The 12,525-nt window shown below is 65.2% G+C and carries 9 protein-coding genes and 1 tRNA gene; 2 read left to right on the top strand and 8 right to left on the bottom strand.

Annotation, left to right across the window (positions count from 1 at the left end; genetic code table 11):
- Window positions 1–11: 11 nt before the first annotated feature.
- On the top strand, window positions 12–632 hold the full coding sequence (locus ABID44_RS10280; protein WP_354151617.1) for a 2,3-bisphosphoglycerate-dependent phosphoglycerate mutase: 621 nt from the start codon (window positions 12–14) through the stop codon (window positions 630–632).
- 76 nt (window positions 633–708) lie between these two features.
- On the opposite strand, the gene ABID44_RS10285 is transcribed toward ABID44_RS10280, so the two are convergent.
- Window positions 709–2,076 (bottom strand): GGDEF domain-containing protein, encoded by a 1,368-nt coding sequence (locus ABID44_RS10285; RefSeq protein ID WP_354151618.1) that lies wholly within the window; start codon window positions 2,074–2,076, stop codon window positions 709–711.
- Window positions 2,077–2,250: 174 nt separating this feature from the next.
- On the opposite strand from ABID44_RS10285, the gene ABID44_RS10290 reads away from it, so the two are divergent.
- On the top strand, window positions 2,251–2,700 hold the full coding sequence (locus ABID44_RS10290; protein WP_354151619.1) for a hypothetical protein: 450 nt from the start codon (window positions 2,251–2,253) through the stop codon (window positions 2,698–2,700).
- Here the strand turns inward: ABID44_RS10290 and ABID44_RS10295 are convergent.
- The 7 genes from ABID44_RS10295 to ABID44_RS10325 form a co-directional block, all read right to left on the bottom strand.
- Window positions 2,652–5,279: an AAA family ATPase gene (locus ABID44_RS10295; RefSeq protein ID WP_354151620.1), complete on the bottom strand. Its 2,628-nt coding sequence runs from the start codon at window positions 5,277–5,279 to the stop codon at window positions 2,652–2,654. The genes ABID44_RS10290 and ABID44_RS10295 overlap by 49 nt on opposite strands.
- A complete protein-coding gene (locus ABID44_RS10300) occupies window positions 5,276–6,400 on the bottom strand; it encodes a metallophosphoesterase family protein (protein ID WP_354151621.1) in 1,125 nt (374 codons plus the stop codon). The genes ABID44_RS10295 and ABID44_RS10300 overlap by 4 nt, the downstream gene beginning before the upstream one ends.
- 183 nt (window positions 6,401–6,583) lie before the next feature.
- Window positions 6,584–6,659 (bottom strand) — tRNA-Phe (locus tag ABID44_RS10305).
- A 585-nt stretch (window positions 6,660–7,244) separates the two neighbouring features.
- Window positions 7,245–8,234, bottom strand: a complete 990-nt coding sequence (gene gnd, locus ABID44_RS10310) for a phosphogluconate dehydrogenase (NAD(+)-dependent, decarboxylating) (RefSeq protein ID WP_354151622.1) — start codon at window positions 8,232–8,234, stop codon at window positions 7,245–7,247.
- Between the two features lie 69 nt (window positions 8,235–8,303).
- Window positions 8,304–10,622 carry a Tex family protein gene (locus tag ABID44_RS10315; RefSeq protein ID WP_354151623.1) on the bottom strand — a complete coding sequence of 773 codons (2,319 nt, stop codon included), beginning with the start codon at window positions 10,620–10,622 and terminating at the stop codon, window positions 8,304–8,306.
- 96 nt (window positions 10,623–10,718) lie between these two features.
- Window positions 10,719–11,171, bottom strand: a complete 453-nt coding sequence (locus ABID44_RS10320; protein WP_354151624.1) for a TspO/MBR family protein — start codon at window positions 11,169–11,171, stop codon at window positions 10,719–10,721.
- A 59-nt stretch (window positions 11,172–11,230) separates the two neighbouring features.
- A complete protein-coding gene (locus tag ABID44_RS10325) occupies window positions 11,231–12,511 on the bottom strand; it encodes an RsmB/NOP family class I SAM-dependent RNA methyltransferase (protein WP_354151625.1) in 1,281 nt (426 codons plus the stop codon).
- Window positions 12,512–12,525 lie beyond the last annotated feature (14 nt).

Here is a 12,525-nt window from a genome sequence, read left to right on the forward strand (position 1 = left end):
AAGGAGCAAACATGTCCGGAACCCTCGTGCTCGTGCGCCACGGCCAGAGCGAATGGAACCTGAAGAACCTGTTCACCGGCTGGCGTGACGTGGACCTGACCGAACAGGGCCATGACGAGGCGCGCGCGGCCGGACAGAAGCTGAAGGAGCGCGGCCTGAAGTTCGACGTCGCCTTCACCTCCGATCTCCAGCGCGCGCAGAAAACCTGCAAGCACATCCTCGACGCGGTCGGCCAGAGCGATCTGGAGACCATCCGCGATCAGGCGCTCAACGAACGCGACTATGGCGACCTCGCTGGCCTGAACAAGGACGACGCCCGGCAGAAATGGGGTGAGGATCAGGTGCATGTCTGGCGACGGTCCTATGACGTGCCGCCGCCCGGCGGCGAAAGCCTGAGGGACACCGGCGCGCGCGTCTGGCCTTACTACATGCACGACATGCAGCCGCATGTGCTGCGCGGCGAGACGGTGCTGGTGGCGGCCCACGGCAATTCGCTGCGCGCCCTGATCATGGCGCTGGACGGCCTGTCGGGCGAGGAAGTGGTGAAGGTGGAGCTGGGCACCGGCGTGCCGGTCATCTACCGTCTCAACGCCGATTCCACCGTCGCTTCCAAGGAAATTCTCGAAGGCTGATTTTCAGGCGTCGATGGAGGCATCTTCCTGCGCGATCCTGATGGGCGGATCGCGCAGCGGTTTATTATCGGGGTTGTCACCCGTAATTGTTGACGAGCGCTTCCGGAGCCGCTGCTCCGGAACTCCCGTCCGGCGCCATGCATACGCGGTTCCGGCCCTCCTGCTTCGCCCGGTAAAGAGCCTTGTCGGCGGCGTTGATCATGTATTGATAATCGGGATGCCCCTCGAAACTCGCCACGCCGATCGAGGCGGTGATGTCAACCCTGCGGGTTTCCGAGACCACCGGTCTCTGTGCGGCGATCCCCTGACGAATGCGCTCGGCGATGATGTGCGCTTCCGTCCGGTCCGTTTCGACGAGAGCGATAAGGAATTCCTCGCCGCCATAGCGGAAGACATAGTCGCTGCTGCCGACGGCGCCGAGCAGGTGTTCGGCGACACAGCCCAGCACCGCATCTCCGGCCGAATGGCCGTAGGTGTCGTTGATCGTCTTGAAGTGATCGACATCCACCATGAGAAGCGCGAATGGGGAACCGGCGCTTTTCGCCAGCGATATCTCCCGGCCGAGAATGGACGGAAGGAAGCGCCGGTTGAGCGTGCGGGTGAGCGGGTCTCGACCGTTTTCGAGGTTCGCCGCCGTCTGGAACAGGTCGTTGAGCAGATATTTGATCTCATCGACCCGCCGCTGGAGATCGGATATCGCCGCAGGCCCCCTGTCGGAGATCGCCGGAATCGTCTGCTGGTCGATCTGTCGGATCAGATCCTCGATGCCGCCGAGGATCGTGGAGCCCTGAAACAGAACGGCTGCGCGGTGCCTCACCCAAAGACCGAAAGGCGATGAAGAGAGCATATTGCCCGGCTTTTCCGACTTTTCGCCGAGCAGGCTGAACAGCACCGACTGGCTCCATTCCATCAGGGCCGCGCGCTGGGTTTCCCGTTCCAGATTGATGTCCTGTCCGAGCGAGAAAAGCCGGAACGCCTCGTCGGTCTGGGCGCGGCTTCTGGTGTCGGAGACATAGGCCTCCGTCATGTAGCGCATGGCGAAGTCTATGCTCTCGCCCAGCAGGATGATCGTCTCGGCCGTTGTGGCGGCGTCCAGCCCCAGCGCGGAAACCCGCCGAGCGATCTCGGTCTTGAGAAGGGTCATGCCCTCCATCACGATATCGTTCGGCACCCTCAGTCGGGCATGCACCTCGCCGATCTTGATCTGGCGTTGCTCGAACCCGGAGGTGTCCGACCGCATATCCTTGCCGACCAGATCGAGCAGCCATTGGCGAAGCGAATAGCGCAGACGCTGATTGACGACCGAATGGCTGAGATAGGCCGAGGCTTCCTCATGGACGAGAAAAGTCGAATAGAATGCGTCGACGAGCTGGTCGACATTCTCGCTGACGATGGCGGCAAGGCGCTCGAGGGCCGCCGAGATCGTCTGGTCCGACGACGCCATCCAAAAGGACAAGCCCGGCCTTTCGATGCTTGGCAATTTTATGCTCCATGGGTTGGTGAGATGATCCCGTAGCCGCCGCACGCGAATCCATCAAGCCTTCTTGCCGGGTTCTCTGGCCCCGCTGAACCATATGTGAATGTTTCGGCGTGCGGCTCGTGTCCGGACGGGGAGCGCATGCAAACACGCCTTTCCGCAAAAAGGACAGGCCAACGCCTGATTCCGATCCGCCAGCAAAAAAAGCCCACGCCGGAGCGTGGGCCTTATTTGGTGCTGTTCCAGCTTGTTAACGACTGGACCGCGTTTTCTGAACAACCGAATGTTGCAGATGTCGGGCGCATTGGCAACATTCGGTGGAGGGGGAAGGCTATGCGGACATTGGCATTGATCTTGGCGCAACGGCGGACAGCCGGTTGTCTTCTTTCCGACCAGCTTAGCAGTTCAGGAAACGCGGTCCAGCCGCAACCGATCCGCCTGATGATCGATAACCGTCCAAAGCTTGGAGGGTCGGGTTGCGCGGGCCTGTTCTCGACGCTTCTTTCGTCGCAGGGCGAGCAGCATAGGGTGTCCGCCGCATTTCAGGGTTGCCAGTCCGTCATCAGAAGGATGTTCCCGCCAAGCTTCTGAAATGCGCGCTGGCGACAGGAAAAGACGATGATCTGCTGGTCGCGGGCCTGTCGGTGGAGCGCGTCGAACATCTTTTCGATGCGGTCGTCGTCCGAATAGACCAGAGCGTCGTCAAGGATCACCGGGGCCGGTCGCCCGTCACGGGCGAGCAGCCGCGCGAAGGCCAGCCGCGTCAGCACGGAAAGCTGCTCGCGCATGCCGCCGCTCAGACGATCGACCTCTTCCTCCTGACCGTTTCGGAGGATCGTCTGCGGCAGGAGCGTCCTGTCGTCAAAGGTGATGGAGACATCGTCGAAGAGCAGGCCGATCAGAGGCCGCAACTCGCTCATAACCGGCTTGAGATAGAGATCGCTCGCCTGTGATCGTGCGGTTTCAAGCGCGGATGAAAGCCGCTGCAGGGTTCTGACCTCCCTTTCGAAGGCAGCGGCACGCCTGCTCGCCGCTGAAAGGGAATCAACAGTTTCGCGCCATTTTTCCTCGACGGCCTCGTCGGCATAGGCGCGGATGCGGCCATTCAGTTCGGCGAGCGTCTCGCGCAGCGTGCCGGCCTCCTTCTCAGCGGCTGCCTCCACAGAACGGGCGCGTTTCAGCGCGGCCTCGACCGATTCCAGATCGGCGGTTGCATCGCGCAGGTTCTGCAGCGCCGTCTCTTCCGTTTGAACTTTCTGCTCAAGCTGGTCCAGTTGCTCCGACAATTCCCGCTGGCGGTCCGCACGGTCATCTTCAGGTCCCAGAATCGCCTCGACCTGGGCCATTTCGGCGCGCAGCGTCGCGAGGTCCGTCCCGGCGGTCATGAATGCTTCGTCTGCGGCGCGCTGGAGCGGTTCCGTTTCCCGCAAAGCCTGACGCGCGGCCTTGCGGCGATCGTCGGCGCTGGCATAGGCGGCTTTGAACTGTTCCGGTTCACCCTTGATTTCGCTGGCTTCCGAAACGGGCGGCGGCTCCTGTGCGGTCACCTCTTCGCGCAGCCTGGCCAGCCCGTCCGGCGCGAGAGCGGACAAGCGGCTGCGCAGCCCTTGCATCTCGATGGCGATTTTCTGCCCCTGCGCCTGCCGTTCTCTTGCCGCCGCGATGCCGCTGACGCCCAGCATCTCGAGCAGCGCCCGACGCTTCTGCCCGGCCTGTTGCAGCCGGCCGTCGTTGCGGACGGGGCGGTTCGACCGCAGCGTTATGACGCCGACGCCGGGAACGGCAAGTTGCGCCTGCTCGTCATAGCGGCGTTCCTCCGCGTGGCTGAGCGGCGTGCCGTCCATCTTCACGGGGTAGACGCTTCCGGGCTCATAGACAACCGTGATGGAAGGGCGGGCTGCGTCTTCGAGCGCGTGCAATCTTGCAATCTCGATTTCAAGAGCCTGAAGATCGTCGACGCCCTTGGGATCGATCTTCAGCGCGGCATATCTGGCCTCCTCCTGCTCCAGCGCAAGACGGGCGTTCTCGGCTTCCTTCAACCGTCCTGTCAGCGCTGCATGGCGCTCCGACGCGTCCCGTGCCTTCAGCGCCGCATCCATCCGGGCGAGCAGGTCGCGGGCTTCCTGCTCTTGCTGGTCGGCGACATCGGCGTCCGCCCGGGCCTGAGCCACTGCATCTGCGGTCACCCGCCGCTTTTCCGAAGCCTCGGCATGCCGACGTTCCGCTTCCCCCAGTGTGGTGCGCAGAAGCTCCGCCTTCTGCAGCGCCTCCCGCATCGCCTTGAAGTCGCGCGCGATCGCATCGCGGCGCTCGCGGGTGAATTTCAAACCGGCTTCCGCGGCTTTCAGCGTCTCGGTCTGCGCTCTGGCCTGGTCGAACGCGGCCTGCGCTTTCTCGACCGCCTGCTGGCGTTCCTGCCGGTCTTCCGGGCGGTCCAACTCAGCCAGACGCCGCGCGGTGGATGCGCGCGTGTCGAGCGCTTCCCGCAGGGCCGCAACCTCCGCCGCAAGCCTCCGCTCTTCGGTCGCCAGCCTGTCGCGGGTTTCGATTGCGGCGGCATAGCGACCGCCTGTTCTGGGCCGGCCGGTGGCGGTGACCAGTTCGGAAAGCGCTTGCGCAGCGGCGGACATGATATCGGCCATGCGCCGCCCGCCGGTGACGGCTTCCACCTCGCCCTGAACGGACTCCAGCAGGGTCTTGCGAACCTCCTTTTCGCTGTCCTCTTCCGAGCGGCTGCGCTTTTCGATACCGGTGACGCCCTGCCGCACCCACAAAAGCCCGGCCGGGCCTGCGCTGCCGCCCCGGATGAGGTTGGCGATGAAATTCTCAGCCTCGTCCGCCTGCGCCACCAGACGCCCGCTCGGCAGGTCGGATACGCGCGCGCAGCGGCCGCCATAATATTGCTTGGTGATGCGGAAGGAGCCTTCCGCGGTCGCGATGTCGGCCTCCACCAGCGGATTGCCGCCGCTGTAGGGGCGCAGGCTCCTGACGTCGCCGGATGTGCTGGAATGCGGCTGGAAGAACAGCGCGTGAAGCGCTTCAAAGCTCGTGGACTTGCCGAATTCGTTGGCCGCGCAAAGCACGTTGACGCCGTCGCCGATTCCTTCGATCGCAACGCCGCGCCCGGCGAAACGCTTCACATTGAACAGTCGCAGCGCCGAAATCTTCATGCCGACACCGTCTGCGCAAGGGAATAAAGGCGCGTCAGCGCAGCCTGCGCGATGTCGCGCTCGGCGGAAGGGCGGTTTTCGTCCGCGGCCTCCGCCAGCAGGGCGTTCGCGGCTTCACGCAGCGCGCCCGCCCGGTCGATCCGGTCGAGGTCCTCGACTTCGCACTCCGTTTCCAGACCGGTGTCGTCCAGGTCCATGAAGGCAAAATCCGGCGCGGCGCTTTCGATCGCATGGCTCAGCGCCGTGCGGCCGGAAAGGCGGCTGCGCCCGGAAGCCGCCACGCGCAGGAGCGATTGCCGTCGCTTTCTCATCTCCGGCAGCAAGGCTTCCAGCGCGCGGGCCGGATCGTCGCCCTCCAGCAGATGCAGCTCCAGCGTGCGCCAGGAAAAGCTTGCTGTGGGAAGCGGCGTCACGTCGGGCAGGGCGCCAGGGCCGGCAATATGCACCAGCAGCGCTTCACCCGGCCGGTCGTGCTTGAAACGGTCGGGTTCGGGCGTGCCGCTGTAACGAGTGCGCGCATCGATCCCGACCGCGCCGTGCCAGTCGCCAAGGGCGAGATAGTCGAGACCGGCCCGCCGCGCCCGGTCGGGCGCGATCACCTCGGAAGCCGCCGCCTCTTCGGAAAAACTCTGGATCGCGCCGTGGGCAAGCCCGACGCGGATTGTCCCTTCAGGCGAAGCTTCCCCGTCCATCCATTCGGTCAGATCCCGGCCAGGGCGGCGCGTGGTGCATGGCCCCGGCAGCAGAACGGCGTTGGACGACAGTTCGAGGGAGCGGGCCTCGAGAACCAGCACGACATTTTCAGGTGCTTCGGCTTTCAGCGTCGCCCAGAGCTGGGAGGCCTGCAACGAGTCGTGATTGCCGGGCAGGATCACCCAGCGGATGGGCGCATGATGCGCCATTTCGGCAAGCGCCTGCCGGCGGATGTCCGGCGCCGGCGTCTCGGTGTCGAAAGTGTCGCCCGCGAGCAGGATGGTGGACGCGCCGTGCTCGCGCGCATGTTCGCCGAGCCGCGCCAGCACGGCATGGCGCGCTTCGCGCAGCCTGCCCGGCAGGTCGCCGGAGAAATTGCCGAAACGCTTTCCCAGATGCAGGTCGCTCGAATGAATGAAACGCAGCATGTTGAACCGGCTTTATTCCCATATTCCCGACTGCCCGGTCGATCGACGCAGGCTTTGGTGCGGCGACCGGAAAAGTCGCCATTCCCGATGTCAGCCAGAGTCGCGCCAAAAAGGCAACGAAAGCGCCTCGCACGGCGAGAAGCCCTGGGGAAAGGTCAGGCAAATTCAACGAAAAAAAGGAAGTGGTGCCCAGGGGCGGAATCGAACCACCGACACTGCGATTTTCAGTCGCATGCTCTACCAACTGAGCTACCTGGGCCTGTCTCGAAGAGGCCGGACGATTCCCCGACCACAACAGGACGCCGGAACGCCTGCGAGAGCGCGTGGGTTATAGCACGAGATTTTCGCCTGTCCAGCCGCCTTGAGCTGTTTGTCGTCGCTTTTCTGCGCACATCAGGCCCGGTTTGCACCTTGCAGATGCGCGATAACGGCAAATTACTGAAATAAAAGAGAAAATAGCTGCGGCCTGAGGGCGCGCGCCCTTGAAAAGCCGCGATCGCACCCTAGCTTTAAACCATGTGCATGGAAACTTTCACACGAATGTCGAGGCTCGCCGGCAAAGCACGGCATGCGGCCCGGGGCGAAGCGACTGAATCCTGACGGCCGCGCCCTTTTTCGCTCCGGGACAAGCCTGAAGGCGGCTCATTTCCTGCGATGCCGCGGCGTCGCTCAGAAGGAGCGTTTCCATGATCGCCAATCCACATGACAATGCCTGCCGGGGCTGCAAGCGCGACCTGCCGCGCGCGGCTTCGCGCTGCCCATGGTGTTTTACGCCGGTGCTGCCCTTTGCCGCGCCGCGGCCGCCCGTTCATGTGCCGCCGATGAGGTGGTGAGGCGTTCGCGCCTATTCCTTTTTCTCGAAATGGCCGCCGAACGCCAGCCGCATGGCTGAAAGAAGCCTGTCTGCATAGCTCGCATGGCCTTGCGAGGAAAAGCGGCTGTAGAGGGCCGACGACAGCACCGGCGTCGGCACACCGGTGTCGATGGCCGCTTTCACCGTCCAGCGGCCTTCGCCGGAATCCGAGACGCGTCCGCCGAACTGCGACAGGGCGGGATCGTCGGCGAGTGCGTCGGCCGTGAGATCGAGCAGCCAGGAACTGATGACGCTGCCGTGCCGCCAAACCTCCGCGACCTGCCCGACGTCGATGTCGAACTGGTAGTATTGCGGCTCGGAAAGCGGGCTGGTCTCGGCGTCGGCGCTGCGTTCCTGCTTGCCGGCATTGGCCGCCTTCAGGATGTTGAAGCCTTCCGCATAGGCCGCCATCATGCCGTATTCGATGCCGTTATGAACCATCTTGACGAAATGGCCGGCTCCGCTCGGGCCGCAATGCAGATAGCCGCGCGCGGCGGTTCCGGGGGCGTTCTCGTCCCCGCCGGGTGCCAGCGTCGCGAAGATGGAATCGAGCTGGCGCACGGCCTCGTCCGGCCCGCCGATCATCAGGCAGTAGCCCCGCTCCAGTCCGTGCACGCCGCCGCTGGTGCCGACATCGACGAAATTGACGCCCCGGGCCGACAGCCGCGCGCCGAGATCCACCGCGTCGCGATAGTTGGAATTGCCGCCGTCGATGATGGTGTCGCCGGGTTCCATCAGTGCGGCAAGCTGCTCGACCACGCCGCCGGTTATGGCCGCCGGCAGCATGAGCCAGATGTGCCGGGGTGTGGCGAGTTTGGCGACCAGCTCTTCCATGGATGAAGCGCCGGTCGCGCCTTCGCCTGCAAGGGTCGCGACGCTTTTCGGGTCGATATCGTGCACGACGCACTCATGGCCGGCGCGCATGAGCCTGCGCACCATGTTGCCGCCCATCCTGCCCAGGCCCATCATTCCGATCTGCATGACCAACGTCCTTCGGTGATGCCGCCGGCGAAACCGTGCCGGGGCCAGATTTGACTCCCGAACCCTTGCTTATTTGCGTCGCAGCGCCTCGGCAAGGGCCGCGCCCAATGCGCCCTGTTGGGGCGCGCTTTGCGGAGGCCGGTTCTCCTGCGGCTTTTTGACGGGGCGCGAGTAGCGCTGGCCCGCGTCGTCGGGCTGACGCCGCTCCTGCTGCTGCCCGCCACCATCCTTGCGCATGGAAAGCCCGATGCGCTTGCGCTTCACGTCCACCTCGACCACGCGCACCTTGACCACGTCGCCGGCCTTCACCACCTCATGCGCATCCTTCACGAAGCGGTCGGCAAGCTGCGAGACATGCACCAGCCCGTCCTGATGCACGCCGATGTCGACAAACGCGCCGAAGGCCGCGACATTGGTGACCGTGCCTTCCAGAAGCATGCCGGGCTTGAGGTCCTTGATGTCGTCCACGCCCTCTGCGAAGGTCGCGGTGCGGAAGCTCGGGCGCGGGTCGCGACCGGGCTTTTCAAGTTCGGAAATGATGTCGCGCACGGTCGGCAGGCCAAACCGCTCGTCGGTGAAGACACGCGGATCGAGCGCCTTCAGCGCCGCGCTGTCGCCCATCAAGGCGCGCACGTCGCGGCCGCAGGCGGATACGATCTTCTTGGCGACGTCGTAGGCCTCCGGATGAACGGCCGAGGCGTCGAGCGGTTCGACCCCATCCGGGATGCGCAGGAAGCCGGCGCATTGCTCGAAGGCGCGCGGGCCGAGGCGTGAAACCTTGAGCAGTTCCCGCCGCCTGGCGAAAGGACCGTTGACGTTGCGGTGAAGCACGATGGCTTCCGCCAGGGACGCGCCAAGGCCCGACACCCGCGCCAGCAGCGGAGCGGAAGCTGTGTTGAGATCGACGCCGACGGCGTTCACGGCATCCTCCACCACAGCGTCCAGAGCCCTCGCCAGCCGGAACTGGTCGACATCGTGCTGATACTGGCCCACGCCGATGGATTTCGGCTCGATCTTGACCAGTTCCGCCAGCGGATCCTGCAACCGGCGGGCGATGGAGACAGCGCCGCGCAGCGACACGTCGAGATCCGGGAATTCGGCCGCCGCCGCGGACGAAGCCGAGTAGACGGACGCGCCGGCCTCCGAGACGATGACCTTGGTGGGCCTGGGCGCGGGTATGTCGGCCAGCATGTCGGCCACCATCTTTTCCGTTTCGCGGCTTGCCGTGCCGTTGCCGATGGCGATCAGCTCCACGCCATGCATGCGGACCAGCGCCGACAGCTCGGCCTGCGCGCCGCGCAGGTCGTTGCGCGGCTGGAACGGATAGACCGTGCTGGTGGCGATGAGCTTGCCGGTGCCATCGACAACCGCGACCTTGACCCCGGTGCGGATGCCGGGGTCGAGGCCCATGGTCGGGCGAGAGCCGGCAGGGGCGGCAAGCAGCAGGTCCTTCATGTTGCGGCCGAAGACGTGGATCGCCGCCTCCTCGGCGCGCTCGCGCAGATCGCGCATCAGGTCGAGCGACAGATGCAGCGACAGTTTCACCCGCCATGTCCAGCCGGCCACTTCGGCAAGCCAGACATCGCCCGGAAGGGTGCGGCCGATGGCGTAGGCGTCGCAGATCATGCGCACGGTCGGGCGCACCGGCGAGGTGTCGTCGACGTCGACCTCGATGTCGAGGGCGAGCACTTCCTCGTTGCGGCCGCGCAGCATGGCCAGCGCCCGGTGGCTGGGCACGCCTGCCCAGCGCTCGGCATGGTCGAAATAGTCGGAGAACTTCGCGCCTTCCTCCTGTTTGCCGTCCACCACGCGCGCGCGAAGCACCGCGCGTTCGTGCATGTAGCCACGCAGCCGGCCGACGAGATCGGCGTTCTCCGAGAATTGCTCGGCGATGATGTCGCGCGCGCCTTCGAGCGCCGCCTTCACGTCCGGCACGTCGTCGGTGACGTATGCCGCCGCCAGATCGGCAGGCACGGCGGCGCGGTCGGAAAGGATCGCTTCCGCCAGCGGCCCGAGCCCCCGCTCGCGGGCGATCTCCGCCTTTGTGCGGCGCTTGGGCTTGTAGGGCAGGTAAATGTCCTCAAGCTCGGCCTTGGTGGCGGCCGAGCTGATCTTGCCTTCCAGATCGGGCGTCAGCTTTCCCTGCTCGCGGATGGAGGACAGGATGGTGTCGCGGCGCGCATCCATCTCACGCAGATAGGTGAGCCGTTCGGAAAGCGTGCGCAACTGCGTGTCGTCCAGCCCGCCGGTGGCTTCCTTGCGGTAGCGGGCGACGAAAGGCACCGTGGCCCCGTCGTCCAGCAGCGTGATCGCGGCGGCCGCCTGATCGGGCCGTGCGTTGATCTCGGCGGAAATGATCGCTGCGATGCGCTTGATGTCGGTCTTCATGCCTGTCCCGGAATCGTTGATGGGCCGCGAACATAGAGCATGTGCGGCAAAAGTGGGAACCGCTTTCGGGACAAAGGCATCCGTATAAACGACGGGTCAGTTGAGATAGAGGATGGAGGCGTTGAGCAACGTGGCGAAACCGGTCCACAGCGCGTAGGGCGCGAACATCAGGGCCGATATCCTGTCATTGGCGCGGACGATCTCGATGAACCACACGATCACGGCCACAAGCAGGATGATGACAATCAGCGCCGCCGCCGTGGCGTGTGCGGCGAAGAACAGGGGCGACCATGCGAAATTGAGCGCCATCTGGATGAACCAGAGCTTCATCTCCGCGCCGGACGGATTGCGCCGCCATGTGCGCCAGCCGACGATGGCGATCAGGATATAAAGGAGCGTCCATACGGGGGCGAACAGCCAGTTCGGAGGATTGAAAGGCGGTTTGGCGAGCCCCGCATACCAGTCGCCGGGCGGCGTCGCGACGCCGATCGCCATGCCCACGCCCACAACGATCAGCAGAAAGACGCCAAGCGATACGTATCTGTTCAAGATCGGCCTCCGTCATGCCGTCGATGCCTGCGCTTCAACTGGGGCGCGAACCGGGCAGGTCAAGTACGGCGAAGCGCGCAGAAGTAAAATCCGTCGGTTCCGGTGCGTCCCGGCGACAAGGAAACGCCCATGCCGATGCCGGCCCGCCCTTCCTGGCCGGGAAAATGATGTTTCCACAGCGCCGCGTGGTCTTGCGGGGTGAAACCCGGCACACGTTCCAGGAAGGCTTCCGCCTGTTCGCCATTCTCCTCAGCGAAGACCGAGCAGGTGACATAGGCGAGCAATCCGCCGGGCTTCACGTAGCGAGCGGCCATGTCGAGGATTTCGGCCTGCTCGGCGATGCGGGCGTCGAGCTGCTGGCGGGTGAGCCGCCATTTGGTGTCGGGACGCCGCCGCCATGTGCCCGAGCCGGTGCACGGCGCATCGACCAGCACGATGTCCATACGGTCTTCCAGCGGGCCAAGTTCGCTCGCCCCGGCGGCAATTTGTATGTTGCGGCTGCCCGCGCGCTTTATGCGCTCCACGATCGGCGCGAGGCGCGGTTTCAGCGCATCATGCGCGAAGATCTGGCCCTGGTTGCGCATGGCTGCCGACAGCGCCAGCGACTTGCCGCCCGCGCCGGCGCAATAATCCAGCACCTGCATGCCGGGGCGCGCGCCGGCAAGTTCGGACACGATCTGCGAACCCTCGTCCTGCACCTCGAAGCGGCCTTCGGCGAAGGCCTCGCCGGCCTGCACATTTGGATGGCGTCCGCTGCCCTCGATGGGCGCGATGCGAACGCCGTGCGGCGCGATGCCGGTCGCGTCGGCGCCGGTGGCCGAAAGCGCCGCCAGAAGCGTGTCGCGTTCGCATTTCAGGAGATTTGCGCGCAGGTCCAGCGGCGGACGGCGGGCGAGCGCCGCCGCCTCATCCGCCCAGTTCTCCCCGAAGGCGGATCGCAGAAGCGGCGCGCTCCAGTCGGGGCAGTCGGCGCGCACCTCGTCGGGCATGTCGGCCGCGAGCCTTTCGCGCAGGATCCGCAGTTCGTCCTCTTCCAGCGGCGGGGGAGCGAACTTGTCGCCATCGAGCATGGCGTTGATGGCGTCCGGCGTCTCGCCCCATTCCAGCAACAGCGCGCCGAAGGCGAGCGCCCTGGGGCTGTCGCCGTCGAACAGCCATCCAGCCGAGCGCCTGCGCCGCAGCGCGTCATAGACGATGTTGCCGATGGCCGCGCGGTCGCCGCCGCCGGCGAAACGGTGGGCGCCGCCCCAGTCGCGCAGAGCCTCGGCGGCCGGCCTTTGCCGTCCGTCGATATCCGCCAGCACCTCCATGGCTGCGGCCAGCCTTCCGCCCATGCGCATGTATTTTATCCGGT

This window comes from Aquamicrobium ahrensii (assembly GCF_040545755.1).
Classification (GTDB): domain Bacteria; phylum Pseudomonadota; class Alphaproteobacteria; order Rhizobiales; family Rhizobiaceae; genus Mesorhizobium; species Mesorhizobium ahrensii.

What these genes read in the sequence shown, in the direction of transcription:
- ABID44_RS10280 (WP_354151617.1), top strand. Translation starts at nt 12, where the DNA reads ATGTCCGGAACCCTCGTGCTCGTGCGCCACGGCCAGAGCGAATGGAAC.
- ABID44_RS10285 (WP_354151618.1), bottom strand. Translation starts at nt 2,076, where the DNA reads ATGGCGTCGTCGGACCAGACGATCTCGGCGGCCCTCGAGCGCCTTGCC.
- ABID44_RS10290 (WP_354151619.1), top strand. Translation starts at nt 2,251, where the DNA reads ATGCAAACACGCCTTTCCGCAAAAAGGACAGGCCAACGCCTGATTCCG.
- ABID44_RS10295 (WP_354151620.1), bottom strand. Translation starts at nt 5,279, where the DNA reads ATGAAGATTTCGGCGCTGCGACTGTTCAATGTGAAGCGTTTCGCCGGG.
- ABID44_RS10300 (WP_354151621.1), bottom strand. Translation starts at nt 6,400, where the DNA reads ATGCTGCGTTTCATTCATTCGAGCGACCTGCATCTGGGAAAGCGTTTC.
- gnd (WP_354151622.1), bottom strand. Translation starts at nt 8,234, where the DNA reads ATGCAGATCGGAATGATGGGCCTGGGCAGGATGGGCGGCAACATGGTG.
- ABID44_RS10315 (WP_354151623.1), bottom strand. Translation starts at nt 10,622, where the DNA reads ATGAAGACCGACATCAAGCGCATCGCAGCGATCATTTCCGCCGAGATC.
- ABID44_RS10325 (WP_354151625.1), bottom strand. Translation starts at nt 12,511, where the DNA reads ATGCGCATGGGCGGAAGGCTGGCCGCAGCCATGGAGGTGCTGGCGGAT.